Genomic DNA, 19,820 nt, shown 5'->3' with positions numbered 1-19,820 from the left:
AACAGATTTCTTCTGACGGCCCAATAACCAAGCTTCGTCCCTGCTTGTCGCATATTGCCGGGCAATCGTCTTTTTTTTGCTGGCTTGCTAGACATTCCTACGGCGGTGGGTCTATGCCCACGACAAAGTAGTTGTATCGCAATTGAGAGTTTTATGGCCCACGATCTATCCCCCATTCCAGAACTGTATGTTTCTTACGAGAGTGCGCAGAAGATGAAGCTTGAGGCCGCAGAGCTGACGAGCCATGATCTCACGCCGCGTCAGATTTGCGATTTGGAATTGCTGATGAATGGCGGTTTCAATCCGCTGAAAGGCTTTTTGTCAGAGGCGGATTACACGTCTGTCGTGGATACGATGCGTCTTGCTGACGGAACGCTTTGGCCGATGCCGATTACCTTGGATGTCACAGAAGATTTCGCGAACACCGTAGAGACGGGCCAGGATATCGCGCTGCGCGACCAAGAGGGCGTCATTCTTGCGACAATGACGGTCACAGATAAGTGGACGCCAAACAAGGCCCATGAAGCGAAGATGGTTTTTGGTGCCGATGATCAGGCCCATCCGGCCGTCAACTATCTGCACAATTCAGCCGGAAGCGTTTATTTAGGCGGGCCAATCACCGGAATTCAGCAGCCGGTCCACTACGATTTTCGCGGGCGCCGCGATACACCGAACGAGCTGCGGGCCTATTTTCGCAAGCTTGGTTGGCGCAAGGTTGTGGCATTCCAAACGCGCAATCCGTTGCACAGGGCGCATCAGGAACTGACCTTTCGCGCCGCCAAAGAGGCGCAAGCCAACCTGCTGATCCATCCTGTCGTTGGTATGACCAAGCCCGGTGACATCGATCACTTTACCCGCGTGCGTTGTTACGAGGCCGTGCTTGATCAATATCCCTCTTCGACGACGACCATGAGCTTGCTGAACCTCGCTATGCGTATGGCTGGCCCGCGCGAGGCGGTTTGGCACGGGTTGATCCGCAAAAACCATGGCTGCACTCACTTCATCGTTGGTCGTGATCATGCGGGCCCGGGCAAGAACTCTGCAGGGGAAGACTTTTACGGACCCTATGACGCGCAGGATTTGTTCCGCGAACATCAGGACGAGATGGGCATCGAAATGGTCGATTTTAAGCATATGGTCTATGTGCAGGACCGCGCCCAATATGAGCCTGCCGATGAGATTGCGGACAAAGATAACGTCACAATCCTGAATATCTCGGGCACCGAACTGCGCCGCCGTCTGGCCGAAGGTCTGGAGATCCCCGAATGGTTCTCTTTCCCTGCTGTGGTGGAAGAGCTGCGCAAGACGCGTCCCCCGCGTGCAGAGCAGGGGTTCACTGTGTTCTTCACCGGTTTCTCGGGCTCTGGTAAATCGACTGTTGCGAATGCCTTGATGGTCAAACTGATGGAGATGGGCGGGCGTCCGGTCACCTTGTTGGATGGCGATATCGTGCGCAAGAACCTGTCTTCAGAGCTGGGCTTTAGCAAAGAGCACCGCGATCTAAACATTCGCCGCATTGGCTATGTTGCGTCCGAGATCACCAAAAACGGCGGTATCGCTATTTGTGCCCCGATTGCGCCTTATGCCACCACCCGTCGCGCTGTGCGCGAAGAGGTCGAACAGTTTGGTGCCTTTATTGAGGTCCATGTCGCCACATCAATCGAAGAATGTGAGCGCCGGGATCGCAAGGGGCTTTATAAACTGGCGCGGGCTGGCAAGATCAAAGAGTTCACGGGCATCTCTGACCCTTACGATCGGCCCGAAAATCCGGAACTGCGTTTGGAAACTGAGAGCGTACCGGTCGATAACTGCGCCCATCAGGTGATTTTGAAGCTGGAAAGTCTGGGGCTGATCAAAGCGTAAGGTGGATCCTGATCCACCTTACTGGCTGCGTGGGGTCATAAATTGCGCATCAAGTATCCGCGAACGTTTCATCACCCAACCTCTGCAGGTGTTCAGTCTGATGACAAGATTGCGCGCGACCTGTCCGTCTTAGAGGGTGCCGAAGTCGTCATTACAGAGAAGATGGATGGCGAAAATACCACGCTATACGCGGACGGTTTTCATGCGAGATCACTTGATAGTGGCAGACACCCCGGGCGTGATTGGCTAAGCCGTTTTCAGGCCGAGCGGGGATATCTATTTCCATACGGCTGGCGCATTTGCGGCGAAAACGTCTACGCTCAACACGCAGTCACCTATAGCAATCTGCCAGACTACTTCCTTGGATTCTCAATCTGGGACGAGAATAACATCTGCCTATCTTGGGACGACACGCTTTCATATTTTTCCGAGTGGCACATTGCCCCGGTGCAAGAGTTATGGCGCGGCATATATGATGATGCCGCCGTGTCTGAACTTACAACAGCGCTAGATACTGATCATGCTGAGGGTTGGGTCATGCGGTTGGCGTCATCCTTTACCTTTGCCGATTTTCAACGTGCTGTCGTGAAATGGGTTAGGCTTGGCCATGTTCAACCAGATGCTGAGCATTGGTCGAAAGGTCCGGTTAAGCCCAACGGCCTGCTCGGTAGGTAAGGTGGATCCTGATCCACCTTAACCTGATCTGAACTTAGTGAACTGTCACCGGTTCCATGTTGTTTTGGCGCGCCAGGTGGAACGCCAGCTTGCGGTTCGCCACAAGTGCGAGTTGTTCGCCCGCTGCATTGTGGACGGAATATAACGCTTCCAGATCGCCAACCTTGGCGCGCATGTCATCGGGTAGTTCGGTCGCAAGGATAGGTTTGACGTAAACGATACCCTGTCCGAAATTTTCGAAATCAAATTTGGTGTCCATCCGCTATCCTTTCTTGATGTTGATTGTCTGAATGACACGTTCCGGTTCAGCACGGGTGAGATCGACGTGCAGCAATCCATTTTCCATCGTCGCCTCGCCGACATCGACCCCATCGGCCAGCACAAATGACCGCTGGAACTGGCGTGCGGCAATGCCACGGTGCAAAAACACCCGGCCTTCACTGTCGTCGGACTGACGACCCCGGATGACAAGCGCACTGTCTTCAACCGTGATCGCAAGATCATCTTCCGCAAAGCCGGCAACAGCGAGCGTGATCCGATAGGAATGCGCGGATGTTTGTTCGATATTGTAGGGTGGGTAGCCTTCGTTCCCGCTTTTTGCGGTACGCTCAACCAGCCGTTCCAGCTGTTCGAGATCCCAAAAGGAACGGATGCGTTCCCAAAGCCAGTTTTGTCATAAGACATGTCCTTTGCTTAAGCGACTGTCGATAGCGGCCCCTAAAACGGCGACCGTCGACAAAAATATGGGGTCACCGGGTGGTTTGATCAAGAGGAAGTATTAGGTTCTTAGCAGCTATAGACTGTAGGGTAGTGACAGAGATCAGCGTTTGGACAGCCCGTCAATGAACACATCTGCGAAAATGGAACAGCATGAGGTGCTGCGCGTAAAGCTTGAGGTTTTGCGCCGGGAGCACCGCGATCTGGACGAGGCGATTGAGGCGCTGCACGCGCGCGGATCGTCCGACATGCTGACCATCAAACGCCTCAAAAAGCAAAAGCTTGCGCTCAAAGATCAAATTGCACAGCTCGAAGACCGGATTTTGCCTGATATCATCGCCTGATGCCATTGCCGCGCAGCCCGTCATGGCTATAGTGCCGCTTCCTTGTGAAGATGGGATGAACCATGACCAAACCCCTTGTCGGTATCATTATGGGCAGCCAATCCGATTGGCCTACAATGCGTGAAGCCGCCGATGTGCTGGATGAATTGGGTGTGGCCTATGAGACAAAGATCGTCTCGGCCCATCGCACGCCTGATCGGTTGTGGGACTACGGCAAAACCGCAGTAAAGCGTGGGTTGCAGGTCATCATTGCCGGTGCGGGTGGTGCTGCGCATTTGCCCGGCATGATGGCGTCCAAGACCCGTGTGCCTGTCGTGGGCATCCCGGTCCAGACCAATGCCCTGTCCGGCGTTGATAGCCTTTATTCTATTTTGCAAATGCCGCGCGGTTATCCTGTTGCCACGATGGCTATCGGGGCTGCCGGTGCCAAGAACGGCGGCCTGATGGCGGCTGGTATCTTGGCCTTGCAAGACCCCGCACTTGCCGGTCGTTTGGATCAGTGGCGTTCTGATCTAAGCGCATCAATCCCGGACGAACCCACTGATGACTGATCCTTTGCCCGTTGGCGCAACCATTGGTATTTTGGGCGGCGGTCAGTTGGGCCGCATGCTGTCTGTTGCCGCCGCCCGCCTTGGTCTGAAAACGCATATCTTTGAACCCGGTGCGAACGCCCCGGCTGGGGATGTCGCGCATAAAGTAACAACGGCAGAATATACCGATAAGGCCGCTTTGACCGCCTTTGGTCAGACGGTTGATGTCATAACCTATGAGTTCGAGAATATCCCGACCTCTGCCCTTGATCTTCTGGAAACGCTTGCCCCCATTCATCCCGGCAGGCAGGCCTTGGCGACCAGTCAGGATCGTTTGACGGAAAAGGCGTTTCTGCAAGATTTGGGTCTGCAGACCGCACCTTTTGCTGATGTGACGGGGGCTGATGACCTCGAGGCGGCGCTTTTGTCGATTGGCAGCCCTGCGATCCTGAAAACCCGTCGTTTCGGATATGACGGCAAGGGACAAGCCCGGATCATGGTGCCTGCGGATGCGCCGCAAGCCTTTGCTGATATGGCGGGCGCGCCAGCCATTCTGGAAGGGTTCGTCGATTTCAGTCACGAGGTTTCTGTGATTGGCGCGCGTGGACCGGACGGCGCGGTGGCCTGCTATGATCCTGGCGAAAACGTGCATGAGGCGGGTATCCTGCGCACCACGACGGTTCCCGCAAAACTGACATCGGGGCAGCGCACAGATGCTGTTCTGATTGTGGCACGCATCCTGAATGCGTTGGAGTATGTCGGCGTCATGGGGGTCGAGCTTTTTGTGACACCACAAGGTTTGATTGTGAATGAGATTGCGCCGCGTGTGCATAATTCTGGTCACTGGACGCAAAATGGCTGCACGATTTGCCAGTTTGAACAGCACATACGTGCCGTCGCTGGGTGGCCTTTGGGTGACGGATCTCGGCATTCAGACGTGGTGATGGAAAACCTGATTGGCCACGATATGGATCGTGTGTCTGAACTGGCTAAAACGGATGCGGCTATTCATCTTTATGGCAAGGCTGACGTGAAGCCGGGCCGCAAGATGGGCCATGTCAACAAATTGGTTCGCGCGGCGTCTTAGCGCTGTCCACAATCCCACAAGGACGGATCAGTCTGCACCGAAAATGATCCCTGTCAGGCTCAAGTCGCGATCAAAGAAACCGTCGCGCAGGAATGCCACAACCTCGGCGATCACAAGCGGATTGTTCATCATGAATGTGTGCGTCACGGGCAGCACGATGTGGTCCTGCATGCCCTCTAGCCGGGTGGAGGCGACCGACACTTTGCCGTCATCGGGACCATCGATCAACGCCGAGTAAACGGGATTAAGCGTGCGGTCACCCGCAATCACGCCAATTTCATAGGGCAACAGATCCAGTGTATTCGGCAGGCTGTCTTCTCCCGTTCCTAGTTGCAGTCCGGCGGGCCCGTTGACCCATTGGAACGGTTCGAAATCGCCAAAGATATCCACCAGTTCAGACCCCGCGTTTGGGGGGCCCAGCATGACAACGCGGCCCATCTGCGCAGGACGATTGTTGGTCAGCCATGCGCGGACAAGAATGCCACCCATTGAATGGGTCACAAAGTTGACCTGCCTCTCACCACAAGCCGCTACATCCTCGGCAAGATGCTCTTCGACCAGCGTCTGGATATTGGCGGTGGTTGATGGGTATCCCCGGTTGACGACGAGATAGCCTTCATCCTCAAGTACCAACTGCAACGGGGTAAAGGAAATCTCGGTCCGGGCCAGCCCGTGTAACATGACGACGCAGTCCTGCGCCATTGCGGCACCGGAAGCAAAAATACCAAAAAGCGACGCCCAAAGAAGTCTCATGCCCCATAGGTAGCATTGTAGACCGCTCACAAAACCCCCCAAGGCAAGAAACCTAACGTCGCGCTTTCAAAGAGACCGCAATCCCGCCCAATACAAGTCCACCTGCGATAAGCAGTCGCAGAGTCAACGGCTCGTTCAGGAATAAGACGCCTGCCGCAACCGCGATCACCGGAACGCTGAGTTGTGCGATCCCTGCCACTGTTGTCTGCAAGGCGGGTAAAACCCGATACCATAATGCATAACCAAGCCCGGAGGTGACGGCACCGGCGATAATCGCGGTGACGACACCGGGCAGGGGCATTTGGCCGACCCCTGTCCAGATCATTGCAAACGCGACCAGTGGAAAGCAGAGCAGAAAGTTGCTGGCTGTTGCACCCAGCGGGTCAGCCTCCGCGCGGCCCAGCAGGGTATAGGCCGCCCATGCCGTCCCCGCGACTGCCATTGCGACGGCACCGCTTGTCGGGGCTGGCGTGGTTCCGCTGGGCCACAGCAAGACACATAGACCCGTCAGCGCGATGCCGGCTCCGATCCAGCGCAGCAGGGGGATGGCGCCGCCTTCGACCACGGCCCAGCCAAAGACCACGATTTGCAAAACCCCAAAGAGGATCAGCGCGCCAAGCCCTGCATCCAAGGTGATATAAGCCCAGGAAAAGCCGATCATATAAATAGCCAGCGCAATGGCCCCGGCCAACCGTTTGGCAGATATGATCTGAGGGGTTCGCGCGGCACGCAACATGACCAGAACCCACAACATGACGGCACCTGAACCGGTGCGCACCGTCGCAAAATCCATCGGGTCCATGCCGTGCAGGGCGACCCCAACCCTGTTCAATACCGAATTGGCCGCGAAGGCGCACATAGTGAGCGCGACAAGTCCAAATAACTTCATCGTCTATCCACGCGCGTAGGCTGCGGACACCAGCGTCGCCGGATCCGCATCGCCCAGCCCTTCGGACAGGGCCACCTGTTGTCTTTGGGAGGTATGGTCCAGTGTGGGCGCGTCCAATCCATAGGCCCGCACGACACGGCGAAACACGTCATTGTCCTTATGGGCCGCAGCAATGGTAAAGCCGACAGATGCATCATCGCCAAGTATCTTTGGAATGCGGTCAGCAACCATCGGCATGCCCGCTGGCCCCCCGCTCAAGATGCGCAAAGCCGTTTCCAAGGGCAGTCCGGCCCGTTTGGCCAAGGGCATCATGTCATCAAGCCCACTGAAATAGCATTGGATCATGCCGTTGTTGATTGTCTTCATCACAAGGCCGGTGCCCAAGGGACCAACATGAAAAACACGGTCGGAGATTGCGCTCAGTGTTTGCTGCGCACGCGCTGCCGCCGAGTCCCCACCGCCGATGAAGACCCCGCACGCCCCTGCGAGAACCAGTTCGGGACCGCCTGAGATTGGGGCGTCGACGGCTGACGCGCCTTTCTCCTCAAAGCGTTTGATCCTGTCTTGCAAAAGCGTTGGCACGACCGTGCTCGTTTCAATGATCTGCTTGCCGGTCAGGTCGAGGGCGAGGCATGCATCAAGAACGGTTGTGACCGCATCATCGTCCAGAAGGCTGAGGATCAGCGTATCAGATTGCGCCACAAGGGCGGCAAGGTCGGTGGCCAGTGGCACCCCTTCTGCCGCGCGTCCGCTGCGCGTCCAACTTGTGACGGTGTGTCCCTGGGTTTGCATGCGCTGGGCAATCGCGCTGCCCATGCGGCCTAGTCCGATGATGCCGATTTTTAGCATGTCGCCCCTCCGTATCCTTTGGACGGAGTTGATACTGGAAAGGTCGGAATGGGAAGGGCTACAAAATCTTTTGAACAGTGCGTCAGTTTGCGGGGATCGCCCGGTATCCTTTGACGGTCATCGCAATCCCGACCCCGGTCAGCCCAAGCCCGCTGAGGACATCAACATTTAGCCAACGTGAGGCGGCGCGGCTGACGGCGGCGCGGGTTGCCAGCGCGTAGGCAAGGATGGAAATGGCGTCTATGTTGGTAATCATCGTAAGGGCAATTAGGGAAAGGTAGCCGGTCCGCCGGTGGGTTTCAATTGAACCGGGGCGGTATGCATGCCGCATCACTGACGGCCAACGAAAAAGGGCGGCTCCTTTCGGGGCCGCCCTTCTTTTGTCTCAGGTCAGTGGGTTCTCGGCATTTGCAAGCAAACGCCTGCCACCCACCAAAAGCGTTTGGGCCAAGGCCCAAGCCGTTTTTTACATCATGCCGCCCATGCCGCCCATGTCGGGCATGCCGCCGCCGGCAGCTGCACCTTCTTTGGCAGGCTTGTCTGCAACCATCGCTTCGGTTGTGATCAGAAGACCTGCAACAGAAGCCGCGTCTTGCAGTGCTGTGCGCACAACTTTGGCCGGGTCAATGACACCAAACTTGAACATGTCGCCATATTCTTCTGTTTGTGCGTTAAAGCCGAACGCTTTGTCGTCGCTTTCGCGGATCTTGCCTGCAACAACAGAACCGTCAACGCCGGAGTTTTCAGCGATCTGACGCAGTGGTGCTTCGATCGCCTTACGCACGATAGAGATACCAACGTTCTGGTCAGAGTTTGCACCTTCCAGACCGTCAAGCGCTTTGCCGCCTTGGATCAAGGCAACACCACCACCAACAACAACGCCTTCTTGCACGGCTGCGCGTGTCGCGTTCAGGGCATCGTCAACGCGGTCTTTACGCTCTTTGACTTCCACTTCGGACATGCCGCCAACGCGGATCACAGCAACACCGCCAGCCAATTTGGCCACACGCTCTTGCAGTTTTTCACGGTCATAGTCGGATGTGGTTTCTTCGATCTGACCACGGATCTGTGTGACGCGTGCTTCGATTTCGGCCTTGTCGCCTGAACCGTCAACGATGGTTGTCTCGTCCTTGGTAATCGAAACGCGCTTGGCTGTGCCCAGCATATCGATTGTGACGCTTTCCAGCTTCATGCCCAGATCGTCAGAGATAACCTGACCACCTGTCAGGATCGCGATGTCCTGCAGCATTGCCTTGCGACGGTCACCAAAGCCTGGTGCCTTCACAGCAGCGATTTTCAGACCGCCGCGCAGCTTGTTCACAACGAGTGTCGCCAGTGCTTCGCCTTCAACGTCTTCAGCGATGATAAGGAGTGGCTTGCCGGACTGGATCACAGACTCGAGCAGTGGAACCATTGGCTGCAGCGAAGACAGCTTCTTCTCATGCAGCAGGATGATTGGGTCTTCCAGCTCTGTTGTCATCTTGTCAGGGTTGGTGACGAAGTAAGGTGACAGGTAACCACGGTCGAACTGCATGCCTTCCACAACGTCTGTCTCTGTCTCAAGACCTTTGTTTTCTTCAACAGTGATGACGCCTTCGTTGCCAACCTTCTGCATCGCGTCCGCGATCTGACGGCCGATTTCTTCTTCGCCGTTTGCAGAGATTGTACCAACCTGCGCAACTTCGTCGCTGTCGGATACGGGGCGTGACGCCGCTTTGATCGCTTCAACAACTTTCGATGTTGCAAGGTCGATGCCGCGCTTGAGGTCCATTGGGTTCATGCCGGCGGCCACAGATTTCATGCCTTCGCGTACAATCGCCTGGGCCAGAACTGTGGCTGTTGTTGTGCCGTCACCGGCTTCGTCGTTGGTGCGGCTGGCCACTTCTTTGACCATCTGCGCGCCCATGTTTTCGAACTTGTCTTCAAGCTCGATCTCTTTGGCAACAGATACACCATCTTTGGTGATACGTGGGGCACCGAACGATTTGTCCAGTACAACATTACGACCCTTTGGGCCCAGTGTGACCTTCACCGCGTTGGCGAGGGTGTTGACACCTGTCAGCATGCGATTGCGTGCATCTGTGTCGAATTTGACGTCCTTAGCAGCCATTTTCATGCGCTCCTTGAATTAGATAAAGTGAGAGGGAAATCGCCGGGCTTACATAATGCCCAGGATGTCGCTTTCTTTCATGATCAACAGGTCTTCGCCGTCGATCTTGACTTCGGTGCCGGACCATTTGCCAAACAGCACTTTGTCGCCAGCTTTGACAGCCATCTCGATCAATTCGCCGCTGTCCTTGCGCGCACCTTCACCAACGCTGACGATTTCGCCTTCGGCTGGCTTTTCTTTTGCGTTCTCAGGAATGATGAGACCGCCTGCTGTCTTTTCGTCGCTTTCAATACGACGGACCAGTACACGGTCGTGAAGTGGTTTAAATGCCATTTCAGAACTTCTCCAGTTCGTGTTTCTCTCATGTTAGCACTCAACCGTGTCGAGTGATAACGCAGCGTAATTAAGGATGACGCTGGCATGAGTCAACAGCCCAAGCGCGGGGAAATGTGCATTTTTAGATTTAGGTAAATAATGCCTAGTCGTGCTTGCGCGGGGCGTCGTCATCCTCGGACAGAATGCGCCATGCGTCACCGTCCAGATCATCATACTGATTGGTGCGCAGGCTCCACAGAAAGGCCGCGAGCCCAAGCCCGCCAAGGATCAACGATACAGGAATGAGAACGACAAGGATATTCATACGCGCCCCTTTAGCCGCAAGGCGTTTAATAGCACCGTGATTGACGATGCTGACATCGCGATAGAGGCGATCAGTGGTGTCGCAAACCCTGCCAAAGCAATGGGCACGGCAATGATGTTGTAGATGGTAGAGATTGTGAAATTCTCTTTGATCCGTTTAAGCGCTGCGCGCGCGACAATTGGCAATTCGATCAACGGTTCAAGGCTATCGTTCAGCAAGACAATGTCAGATGCCGCCCGCGATGCGTCTGCCGCTGTCGCAGGCGAAACAGATGCATAGGCCGCAGCAAGGGCACCAGTGTCATTCAGCCCATCCCCGACCATCAGCACCTTTGCGCCATCCGCCGCCAGTGTTTCGATATAGTCGATCTTATCGCCGGGTTTGGTTTTGGCCTGCCAGTCGTTGATGTTCAGTGCTGCTGCAATGCGCGCGGTCTCTTGGGCGTCATCCCCGGACACCAGATGAATTTTCAAGCCAAGCTCTTGCCACGCCTTCACCAGATCGGCGGCCCCTTCGCGTAGCTGGGACTGCACCGCGATCTTTTGGGGTGTGTCATTACCGATCTGAATGAATGTGCCGGGTCCCGCATCCAGCCAGGCACCTGAACCCAGCCGCACCGTCTGCCCCTCATATATTACGGACAGCCCATGCCCTGCGTGTTCCTGCTGATCTGTCACGGTTGCCGGGGTAATGCCCGATAATGCGGCTGCAATAGCCTGCGATATGGGGTGGTTTGCATTTTGCGTCATTGCAAGCGCAATGCTCCGTGCCTCTGGATCAAGCGTATCACCTGCCGCTGCAGGCAGCGTCAGTGTGCCGGTCTTGTCAAAAACGACGGTATCCACCTCTGCCAGCCGTTCAAGTGCGGTCCCATCCTTGACCAACAATCCCGCGCGGAACAGGCGCCCAGCGGCCGTGGTTGAAACGGCAGGAACCGCCAGACCCATCGCACAGGGGCATGTGATAATCAGGACAGCCACAGCGATGTTTAAAGACAGGCGCAGATCGCCGGAATAGAACATCCAGCCGCCAAAGGCGGCAAAGGCCATCAAGTGGACGACGGGCGCGTAGAGGGCGGCAGCTTTGTCGGCGACGGCGGTGTAGCGATTGCGGCTCGCTTCAGCCTCATCCACCATCGTCACCATTTTGCGCAGGGTGGTTTGGGCACCCACGGTGGTGGCTCGGATTGTCAGCGGTCCAGACATATTGACCTCGCCGGCTGTGACGGCGGTCCCAGTGCCTGCGTTGCACAACTTGCTTTCACCTGTCAGCAGGGACCGGTCAATCTGGCTGGTGCCATCAGTGACGACGCCGTCAACCGGAATGCGCCCGCCGGGCAGAACCTGTACCAAATCACCGATCGCCAAATCCGCGAAGTCAACCATCTGACGCACCCCGTCGCGCAGGCGCATGACCCGTGGCACTTCGAGCGCCGACAGTTGGGCGGCCGCAGAGGCCGCCGCCTTGCGGCTGCGGTGATCCAGATAGCGCCCGATCAGCAGAAAGAATGTCAGGGTGACTGCGGCGTCGAAATAGGAATGATGCCCGCCATAAAGTGTCTCATAAAGCGAGATCCCGGAGGCGAGGATGATGGCGAGTGAAATCGGCACGTCCATGTTCAGGCGCCCCGCCTTGGTTGACCGCCAGCCACTTTCAAAGAAGGGCTGTCCTGCATAGAGCAGGGTCGGGATCGCGATGATTGCGGTGATCCAGTGAAACAGATGCATCGTTGCACCGATGGCCCCTGACCAGACAGCGACCGACAACAGCATGATGTTCATATTTGCAAAGCCTGACACCGCTAGGCGGGTCATCAGGCCACGGCCATAGTCGTCGGCGTCGGACCCCAGCAAGCTGGTGTCCAGCACGCGCGCCTCAAAGCCTGCAAGTTCCAGCGTGTCGATCAGGTCTTCTGCTGCAATGGGTTGATTGGTGCCAACAGTGACCCGCTTCATTGACAGGTTTACGCGGGCATTGGCCACGCCTTCGACAGCCCGCAATGCCCGTTCAGCCCCGTTGATGCAGGCCACACAATGGATGGCCGGCAGTGACAGCATGATCTGTGCCGTGCCGTTTGAGGCGGCCTTTTCAAGCTGCCCCTCCGGAAGACCCACGCAGGCCGGACAGATCGCCGCGTCACTCATTTTGCTGTAATGGGAAAACGGCGGCGGAAGCTGGTGCCATCCGGCGCGATCAGTTCAAGGCGCAGGTTCCAATAGCCATCAGCGGCATCCACCGGGGCGGTCAGCGCTTGGCCATTCCACGTCAGCGCGGGTATGCTGTCCTGACCAGTATGCGTGGCCCGGCCAAGCGTGGCGCGGACGACTTCGGTTTCGACGGGGGCACCCTCTGCATCAAGGATTGCGACGGTCAAGACACCGTTCTCAATCGTCGCAGAGGCATCCCAGCGCAGGGCGTTTTGTGCGGCGCGGTCGGCTTCGAACTTTTGACTGACCACGTAGGAATTGCGGGTCTCGAGTCCCGGGAAGGTCGCGACGGCATTCCATGCCAAGGTCAGGTTCACGGCAATGATAATCCCAAAACCGCCGACCATCAGGCTCAGCATGTGCCATCCTGTAAATTCACGTGTCATTGGGCTCTCCCATTAAAGATTGCGTCTTTGTGCGCGCGTTCCCCAGACACCAGATCTTCGACCCAGAACCGCAGATCAACGCGGTCCATGGATGATGCGGGGTCTATCGGGCGGGCGGACACATAAACGCGTTGCAGGTAGGTTTCATTGGCCGGCACGATGATGCTGCGCTGGGCGGTGCCTTCCAGATCAATGCGCAGAATGTCGTCGGATGTCAGCGACAGGTGGAACTCGCGGTCCTCGCCATGTTTGTTCAGCAGGCGAATGTCATAGATGTTACGGACGGTGCCATCAGACAGGGTCACGAAGGTGGGGTTGCGCACTGGGGCGACCGTCATTTCGATATCGGCGCGGATAAACAGGGCAAAGACCAATCCAAAGCCAATCGCGGTCCACATTGTGGTGTAAAGCATCGTGCGGAAACGGAACACATGCTGCCATAGCTTTTTGGCAGGCTTGCCCTTGGCCTCTTCCTCTTGATCGGACAGGGCAAGGTAGTCGATCAAGCCGCGTGGCTTGCCGATCTTGTCCATCACGTCATCGCAGGCGTCGATGCAGAGCGCGCATGTGATGCACTCCATTTGCTGCCCTTCGCGGATATCAATGCCCGCAGGGCAGACGTTGACGCAGGCCATGCAATCAATGCAGTCGCCAGCGCCCTCAATCCGCTTCTTGCCCCGCGGTTCACCCCGCCATTCCCGGTAGGCGACCGTCAGGGTCTCGGGGTCCATCATCGCGGCTTGAATGCGGGGCCATGGACACATGTAGTTGCAGACCTGTTCGCGCATGAAGCCACCGAAGAGAAAGGTTGTGGCGGTCAGAATACCGATGGTGGCCCACGCGATAGGGGGCGGTGAACGTGGCAAGGCTGACGGCCAGCGTTGGGGCGTCGGCAAAATAGAAAACCCAGGCACCACCCGTGACCACCGAAATCAGCAACCAAACGGTCCATTTCGTGATGCGCAGGCGGAATTTGCGGAACGACCAGTCGGCGTTCCAAAGGCGGACACGCGCATTGCGGTCACCCTCAATCCAGCGCTCGACAAGGATGAAAAGATCGGTCCAGACGGTCTGGGGGCAGGTGTAGCCGCACCAGACACGGCCAAGGGCCGAGGTAAACAAAAATAGGCCAAGGCCCGCCATGATCAGCAGGCCGGCGACGAAATAGAACTCATGCGGCCAAATTTCGATCCAGAAGAAATAGAAACGGCGGTGCGCCATGTCGATCAATACGGCCTGATCAGGCAGGTTCGGGCCACGGTCCCAGCGGATCCACGGGGTCAGATAGTAGATGCCCAAAGTGACCGCCATCACCCACCATTTCAGGTTCCGGTAGAACCCTTTGACCCGACGCGGAAAAATCGGTTCGCGCGGCGCATATAGCGGCTGATTTTCGGTAGAGGACATAAGTGACCCGCTGAATAGAGTTCTGTTCGCAGGATCAGTTGTAAGGGGTTTGGGGGGATCTCCTTGATGTGGATCAAGAATGGCGAAGATCGCCGCGGTTTTGGGTACGGCGGAGCCATAGACCATTTTTCCGTATTGCAGGACTAAGCTGGCGTTCAGCCGAAACCATTCAGCGCATTGAAGCAAGTGACGAAAAGAACCATGATGCTGCTTTGCCCAAGGAGCCAGAACGCCGTTCTGATGTACGAAATATTGGCAAGGTAGGTCGCAAGAAAACCGAGCCGTCCAACGACATATGCAACGGCGGTGGCGTCGTAAATCGGACCATCGGCATTTAGATAAAGGGCAAGTCCGCATAAGGGCAGAAATGCCGCCAAGCTTTCGATGTTGTTCGCGATAGATATTTCGATGCGTCGATCAAAGTCGGTTTTGCTAATCGCCTGTGATCTGCGACCCATGCCCCAACGGAGGCCGTGCACAACGGCAATGTATGACCCGTGGAAAAACAGCATAAGTGCATGCAGGCCACCCATAAGCAGCAGCGCCGTTGGTAAGTTCATGATGTTACCCTTTCTCTTTGTCCTCGCTCAAACTTATGCGATATGCATAGGTGAAAAAATGGGCAGGATTGGACATCTAAAGGTCAAATATGGACAAGCAGATCAATTGGGATGACCTGAAATTTCTTGTGGCGCTCGACACGTTTGGTGGTCTGAAAAAGGCGGCGGATCAGCTTGGATATAGCCATCAGACAGTGGCCCGACGGCTGAAAGCTCTCGAAAAAGCACTTGGGGTCCGGTTGATTGATACATCAGGACAAAGATGGAGCCTCACCCAAAAAGGAGAGGATGTTCTGGTTGTCGCTCAGCAGATGAAGCAAAACGCCAATGAAGTCCGTCGGCTGTCGAACACCGAAACAAAAGCCTATTCCGGCAAAGTGGGGATATCGTCTGTAAGTTGGGGGATGGACTTGATCGTTCTTCCAGCGCTAAGGGAAATTCAGTCAAAGTATCCGGATATTTCATTCGATCTGATTGCCCAAGACGGCATGAGCAGCGTAGAGGCGGGCGATGTTGATCTGGCCTTGAGGTTTACCAATTCACCGCCGCCCGATCTGATCGGCGAAAAGATTGGTCCGGTGCGATTGGGTCTATATGGAACAGCGATGCATGCGGAGTTGTTCAAGAAAAGTCGCTTTGCCGAGGTCACTCTTGTTCATGCGTCGTACCCCATGGCTCAACATGCTCTATGGCACACGCCTGAAAATTCTCCCAAACGCGAAATGTTCGTGAATGATCTTCAGACCATGTTTTTAGCTGTTCGACATGGCCTTGGCGTGGCGCTGTTGCCGACTGCCGTAGCGAAAAGACAGCAGGGACTTGTTCGCATCCCCGTTGAGCCAACCTTTGCACAAAACGCAGCATGGATTTTGTGGCATCAAGATAGCCGCGCATCAAACAAAGTGCGCGCCGTAGGGACAGAGATTGCCGAAGTTGGCAAAAGAATTCTCGCAGCTTCTTGAATGCCTGCTCCAGCCGTTGGTCAGCTGCGCAGCAGTCGACAATGTTGGGCACATGGCCGTCTTTCCCCCGGCACAAAGGCCACTCAGAACATGCCGATGCAGAGTGTCTTACCCCTCGCTTTCACGCGACAACAGGCGTAAGTCTGAGCCATGCAAATCGTCCGCCTTGAAGATACACATACGCTGCCGCTTTGGCGCAGGCCCACGTCGCTGTTGTTTGTTATGGCGATGGCGATGCCGATTGCCTTTGCCACATGGTCGGCGCTGCTCAATAACTTTGTGATTGAGGTCGCGGGCTTTGATGGCTCTGATATTGGCTGGCTACATACGGTGCGCGAGATACCCGGCTTTTTCGCGATTGGCGTTATTGCCTTGATCATGTTCATGCGAGAGCAGGTGTTGGGGTTGGTGGCGCTGATCATGCTGGGCGCTGCAACGGCGGTGACCGCACAATTCCCGCAAATGGGCGGGATCCTTGCGGTGACGATGCTGTCATCGATTGGGTTTCACTACTATGAGACCGTCAACCAGTCCTTGCAGCTGCAATGGATCGACAAAAAGAAAGCACCGCAAACGCTGGGCTGGATATTGTCGGCGGGATCTGCGGCGACGCTTGTGGTCTACCTGCTGATTGTCATCAGTTGGGACAGGTTTGGGCTGACCTACAGCATAGTATATTGGTTGTCGGGGGGTTTACGGCTGTTGTCGCGACAATCTGTTTGTTGGCCTACCCACAATTTGAAACGCCGCATCCGCAGGTCAAAAAGATGATCCTGCGCAAGCGCTATTGGCTTTATTATGCATTGCAATTCATGTCTGGCGCACGGCGACAGATCTTTGTGGTGTTTGCCGGTTTTATGATGGTAGAGCAGTTCGGCTTTGCCGTTGATGACATCACCAAACTGTTCATGGCGACATTGCTGATCAATATGCTCGCAGCGCCACTGTTGGGCGGTTTGGTGCAGTATTTTGGGGAACGCCGCGCCTTGGTCTTTGAATATGCGGGCTTGTGTCTGGTGTTCTTTGCCTATGGCGGCATCTACTATTTTGGCTGGGGTGTGATGCTGGCAACTGCACTTTACATCATCAACCACATCTTTTTCAGTCTGGCGCTGGCGATCAAAACCTATTTTCAGAAAATTGCAGATCCGCAGGATATCGCGCCGACGGCAGCGGTTGCATTCACGATCAACCATATCGCGGCCGTCTTCCTGCCTGCGCTTTTGGGCTATGTTTGGCTGCAGTCACCGGAGTTGGTGTTTTTGATGGCGGCTGGGATGGCGATTATCTCGCTTTTGCTGTCACTCTTGATCCCGCGCCATCCGGCCCCGGGACATGAGACCGTGTTTCAGGGGCGTCTGCTTGCCGCCGCCGAATAGCACGATCACGCATTTCTGCCCCGGCGTGGTCACGAAGACGTGGCAAATCGCGGGCTTGGTCTTGCGCTAAGAACGCCCTATCTGGTGAAACAGAAAAAGGAGTGCGCCGATGTTTTTCATGTCTCGTTCAAAATCAGAAATGGTGACGGCAGAGGCCGCTTTGCCAGGCCGTCCATCTGCTATCCCAACAGCGGACACTCATTTCGTTTTCGGCACGCCTCTGACCGGTGATGTACCTGCGGGTATGGATGAAGCCATGTTCGGCATGGGGTGCTTTTGGGGCGTTGAACGGATGTTTTGGAAGCTTGATGGCGTACAATCGACTATGGTCGGCTACGCCGGGGGCTTCACGCCAAACGCGACCTATGAAGAGGTATGTTCAGGCAAAACGGGCCACAATGAAGTTGTGCGGGTGATCTTTGATCCGTCCGTCATTTCCTACGACCAGCTTCTGCAGGTTTTTTGGGAAGGTCATGATCCGACGCAAGGGATGCGGCAGGGCAATGACGCGGGAACGCAGTATCGCTCCGGCATCTACACCTATTCGGCGGCACAGATGGCTGCGGCACAGGCATCAAAGACAGCCTTTGCGCCACGTCTGTCCAGCGCAGGTTATGGCGCCATCACAACAGAGATCATTGATGCGCCCACATTCTATTTTGCCGAGGACTATCACCAGCAATACTTGGCCAAAAATCCCAATGGCTATTGCGGGATTGGCGGTACCGGCGTGACCTGTCCGATTGGTGTCGGGGCCTAGAACCACGCGCGATATTTTTGATATTGCGGCGCGCGTGCTGCTGATGCCTGTCGTTTTGGGGCAGGCCGTTTTCGTGCGGACGCGCTACATCGAATTGCCAGAGCCCGAAGGAGCGCGTCGCGGGACGGTAGGTGCCGGGCCGACGTTACGCCTGCTAATCATCGGCGATAGCTCTGCCGCTGGTGTTGGGGTGAGAACGCAGGCGGATGCTTTGCTTGGTCAGCTGACTACCCGGTTGGCCGACAGGTTGACGGTTGACTATGATCTTGTCGCGCAGACAGGCGCAAAGACGTCCGATGTACTTGGATGGCTCGAAGATATGGACCCGTCGCAGTATGACGTTGTGGTCACAGCACTAGGGGTAAACGACGTTACCAAAGGGGTGTCGCTTCGTCGGTGGCTAGGTCAGCAAAATGCCCTTTTTGACTCGATCATAGCCCGGTTATCCGCGCGCAAGATCGTTGTGTCAGGCCTTCCGCCTGTTGGGCAGTTCCCGCTTTTGCCGCATCCGTTGCGTTGGGTGTTGGGACGGCAGGCTGCGCGGTTTGATCGGCATTTGCGTCGGCTTGTCGCACAACGCCCCCGGTGCACGGCGGTTGCGTTTGACCTGCGGTTGGATGAAAGCAACATGTCGGAAGACGGTTTTCATCCCGGTCCCGTCGTCTATGCCATATGGGCCGAGAAGATTGCCGACATTGTCCTGTCGGACCCTGAACTGCTTGACGCCCGGCGGGGCGCGTCATAACGCAGGCGCAGACAGCGTGAAGGCATGATCATGACAACCTATTCGGCTTTGACGACGATCGCGGGCGAAGATGCGGCCTACCGACTTGCTGAACATATGGAAGAATTGACCCCGGAGCCCACTGGCGTTGGCGTCTTTGAAATCGAGGATGGATCCGGTCTGTGGGAAGTGGCCGCCTATTTCATGGAACGACCGGATGCGGGCGCGTTGGCCGTTCTGTCAGCGCTACATTTGGCCAAACCGTTCAATATCTCCGACATCCCTGATCAGGACTGGGTGTCCAAGGTGCAGCGCGAACTCGCGCCTGTTGAGGCGGGCCGCTTCTTTGTCTACGGCAGTCATGACGCCGATAAAATCCCGTCGAACAAAATTCCCTTGCTCATTGATGCGGCAATGGCGTTTGGAACGGGCCATCATGGGACGACAAAAGGATGTTTAGAAGCCTTCGATGCCTTGCTCGATGCCGGATTTTCGGGCGGTAAGGTATTGGATGTCGGGTGCGGCACAGCGGTTCTGGCGATGGCCGCCGCCAAGGTTTTGCCAAATTCGGTTCTGGCCAGCGACATTGATCCTGTTGCGGTCGAGGTCGCCCAAGCGAATGTCAGCAGCAATGAGCTGGACGGTCGGGTCACCTGTATGATCGCGACAGGTTTTGATGCGGAAACACTTAAAAACAAAGGTCCCTATGATCTTGTTTTTGCCAATATTCTGAAGGCACCGTTAATTGGTTTGGCACCCGATATGAGCGCGAATGTCGCTTTGGGAGGTTATGCGATTCTCTCTGGGATCCTGAATGAACAAGCGGATGAGGTCATATCGGTTTATCAACAAAATGGGTTCAATCTGATTGAAAAGCGTGTGATTGTTGATTGGACCACCCTTACAATAGGCAAAAAGGCACCGGTTTAGCCGCGATTCCGACAGGTCGGTTGAGAAATAACTTGTTTGGAGCGCGTT

Annotated in this window: 20 protein-coding genes and 4 pseudogenes; 11 read left to right on the top strand and 13 right to left on the bottom strand. The window is 55.9% G+C overall.

The features are described 5' to 3' along the window. Window positions 1-153: 153 nt before the first annotated feature. Window positions 154-1,863: a bifunctional sulfate adenylyltransferase/adenylylsulfate kinase gene (locus ACZ1G5_RS04640; RefSeq protein WP_472731737.1), complete on the top strand. Its 1,710-nt coding sequence runs from the start codon at window positions 154-156 to the stop codon at window positions 1,861-1,863. Window positions 1,864-1,905: 42 nt separating this feature from the next. Continuing rightward, window positions 1,906-2,538, top strand: coding sequence for an RNA ligase family protein (locus ACZ1G5_RS04635; RefSeq protein WP_472731736.1), 633 nt, complete (start codon window positions 1,906-1,908; stop codon window positions 2,536-2,538). A 34-nt stretch (window positions 2,539-2,572) separates the two neighbouring features. On the opposite strand, the gene ACZ1G5_RS04630 is transcribed toward ACZ1G5_RS04635, so the two are convergent. After that, window positions 2,573-2,797, bottom strand: a complete 225-nt coding sequence (locus ACZ1G5_RS04630; protein WP_472731735.1) for a DUF1150 family protein — start codon at window positions 2,795-2,797, stop codon at window positions 2,573-2,575. A gap of 3 nt (window positions 2,798-2,800) precedes the next feature. Further along, a pseudogene (locus ACZ1G5_RS04625) lies at window positions 2,801-3,215 on the bottom strand (Hsp20 family protein). A gap of 165 nt (window positions 3,216-3,380) precedes the next feature. Here ACZ1G5_RS04625 and ACZ1G5_RS04620 point away from each other — a divergent pair. The 3 genes from ACZ1G5_RS04620 to ACZ1G5_RS04610 all read left to right on the top strand — a co-directional run bounded on the left by ACZ1G5_RS04620 (window position 3,381) and on the right by ACZ1G5_RS04610 (window position 5,216). Further along, the gene (locus ACZ1G5_RS04620) at window positions 3,381-3,599 is read left to right on the top strand and encodes a YdcH family protein (protein ID WP_472731734.1); all 219 of its coding nucleotides are present in this window, start codon (window positions 3,381-3,383) and stop codon (window positions 3,597-3,599) included. 62 nt (window positions 3,600-3,661) lie between these two features. Next, window positions 3,662-4,150 carry a 5-(carboxyamino)imidazole ribonucleotide mutase gene (purE, locus tag ACZ1G5_RS04615; RefSeq protein ID WP_472731733.1) on the top strand — a complete coding sequence of 163 codons (489 nt, stop codon included), beginning with the start codon at window positions 3,662-3,664 and terminating at the stop codon, window positions 4,148-4,150. Then, entirely contained in the window at window positions 4,143-5,216 is a 1,074-nt protein-coding gene (locus tag ACZ1G5_RS04610; RefSeq protein WP_472731732.1) for a 5-(carboxyamino)imidazole ribonucleotide synthase, read from the top strand. The genes purE and ACZ1G5_RS04610 overlap by 8 nt, the downstream gene beginning before the upstream one ends. A gap of 27 nt (window positions 5,217-5,243) precedes the next feature. Here the strand turns inward: ACZ1G5_RS04610 and ACZ1G5_RS04605 are convergent, their stop codons facing one another. The 11 genes and pseudogenes from ACZ1G5_RS04605 to ACZ1G5_RS04555 form a co-directional block, all read right to left on the bottom strand. Further along, window positions 5,244-5,969, bottom strand: coding sequence for an alpha/beta fold hydrolase (locus tag ACZ1G5_RS04605; protein ID WP_472731731.1), 726 nt, complete (start codon window positions 5,967-5,969; stop codon window positions 5,244-5,246). Between the two features lie 52 nt (window positions 5,970-6,021). After that, window positions 6,022-6,858 (bottom strand): DMT family transporter, encoded by an 837-nt coding sequence (locus ACZ1G5_RS04600; RefSeq protein WP_472731730.1) that lies wholly within the window; start codon window positions 6,856-6,858, stop codon window positions 6,022-6,024. Window positions 6,859-6,861: 3 nt separating this feature from the next. Next, the gene (locus ACZ1G5_RS04595) at window positions 6,862-7,707 is read right to left on the bottom strand and encodes an NAD(P)-dependent oxidoreductase (protein WP_472731729.1); all 846 of its coding nucleotides are present in this window, start codon (window positions 7,705-7,707) and stop codon (window positions 6,862-6,864) included. Window positions 7,708-7,789: 82 nt separating this feature from the next. After that, complete coding sequence (locus ACZ1G5_RS04590; protein WP_472731728.1) at window positions 7,790-7,963, bottom strand: hypothetical protein; 174 nt, start codon at window positions 7,961-7,963, stop codon at window positions 7,790-7,792. Window positions 7,964-8,173: 210 nt separating this feature from the next. Further along, window positions 8,174-9,817 (bottom strand): chaperonin GroEL, encoded by a 1,644-nt coding sequence (gene groL, locus ACZ1G5_RS04585; RefSeq protein ID WP_472731727.1) that lies wholly within the window; start codon window positions 9,815-9,817, stop codon window positions 8,174-8,176. Window positions 9,818-9,865: 48 nt separating this feature from the next. Next, complete coding sequence (groES, locus tag ACZ1G5_RS04580; protein ID WP_373409488.1) at window positions 9,866-10,150, bottom strand: co-chaperone GroES; 285 nt, start codon at window positions 10,148-10,150, stop codon at window positions 9,866-9,868. A gap of 145 nt (window positions 10,151-10,295) precedes the next feature. Then, window positions 10,296-10,457, bottom strand: coding sequence for a cbb3-type cytochrome oxidase assembly protein CcoS (ccoS, locus tag ACZ1G5_RS04575; protein WP_472731726.1), 162 nt, complete (start codon window positions 10,455-10,457; stop codon window positions 10,296-10,298). Further along, window positions 10,454-12,601, bottom strand: coding sequence for a heavy metal translocating P-type ATPase (locus ACZ1G5_RS04570; protein ID WP_472731725.1), 2,148 nt, complete (start codon window positions 12,599-12,601; stop codon window positions 10,454-10,456). The genes ccoS and ACZ1G5_RS04570 overlap by 4 nt, the downstream gene beginning before the upstream one ends. After that, on the bottom strand, window positions 12,598-13,050 hold the full coding sequence (locus ACZ1G5_RS04565; protein ID WP_472731724.1) for a FixH family protein: 453 nt from the start codon (window positions 13,048-13,050) through the stop codon (window positions 12,598-12,600). The genes ACZ1G5_RS04570 and ACZ1G5_RS04565 overlap by 4 nt, the downstream gene beginning before the upstream one ends. Continuing rightward, a pseudogene (ccoG, locus tag ACZ1G5_RS04560) lies at window positions 13,047-14,457 on the bottom strand (cytochrome c oxidase accessory protein CcoG). The gene ACZ1G5_RS04565 and the pseudogene ccoG overlap by 4 nt, the downstream one beginning before the upstream one ends. A 155-nt stretch (window positions 14,458-14,612) precedes the next feature. Beyond that, on the bottom strand, window positions 14,613-15,017 hold the full coding sequence (locus tag ACZ1G5_RS04555; RefSeq protein WP_472731723.1) for an MAPEG family protein: 405 nt from the start codon (window positions 15,015-15,017) through the stop codon (window positions 14,613-14,615). A 152-nt stretch (window positions 15,018-15,169) separates the two neighbouring features. Between ACZ1G5_RS04555 and ACZ1G5_RS04550 the strand changes: the two are divergent. From ACZ1G5_RS04550 to ACZ1G5_RS04525, 6 genes and pseudogenes are all read left to right on the top strand, one after another. Beyond that, a pseudogene (locus ACZ1G5_RS04550) lies at window positions 15,170-15,244 on the top strand (hypothetical protein); the annotation flags it as partial. Between the two features lie 12 nt (window positions 15,245-15,256). After that, window positions 15,257-15,979 (top strand): LysR family transcriptional regulator, encoded by a 723-nt coding sequence (locus ACZ1G5_RS04545; RefSeq protein ID WP_472734272.1) that lies wholly within the window; start codon window positions 15,257-15,259, stop codon window positions 15,977-15,979. Window positions 15,980-16,129: 150 nt separating this feature from the next. Then, window positions 16,130-17,358: pseudogene (locus ACZ1G5_RS04540) on the top strand (MFS transporter). Between the two features lie 109 nt (window positions 17,359-17,467). Beyond that, a complete protein-coding gene (gene msrA, locus ACZ1G5_RS04535; RefSeq protein WP_472731722.1) occupies window positions 17,468-18,118 on the top strand; it encodes a peptide-methionine (S)-S-oxide reductase MsrA in 651 nt (216 codons plus the stop codon). Continuing rightward, window positions 18,105-18,863, top strand: a complete 759-nt coding sequence (locus ACZ1G5_RS04530) for an SGNH/GDSL hydrolase family protein (RefSeq protein WP_472731721.1) — start codon at window positions 18,105-18,107, stop codon at window positions 18,861-18,863. Before msrA ends, ACZ1G5_RS04530 begins: the two co-directional genes overlap by 14 nt. 30 nt (window positions 18,864-18,893) lie before the next feature. Next, entirely contained in the window at window positions 18,894-19,772 is an 879-nt protein-coding gene (locus ACZ1G5_RS04525) for a 50S ribosomal protein L11 methyltransferase (RefSeq protein ID WP_472731720.1), read from the top strand. Window positions 19,773-19,820: the final 48 nt, after the last annotated feature.

This window comes from Yoonia sp. JB2-21 (assembly GCF_055693545.1).
Note: the sequence above shows the minus strand (reverse complement) of the source record. Positions and strands in the feature narration are given on the sequence as shown.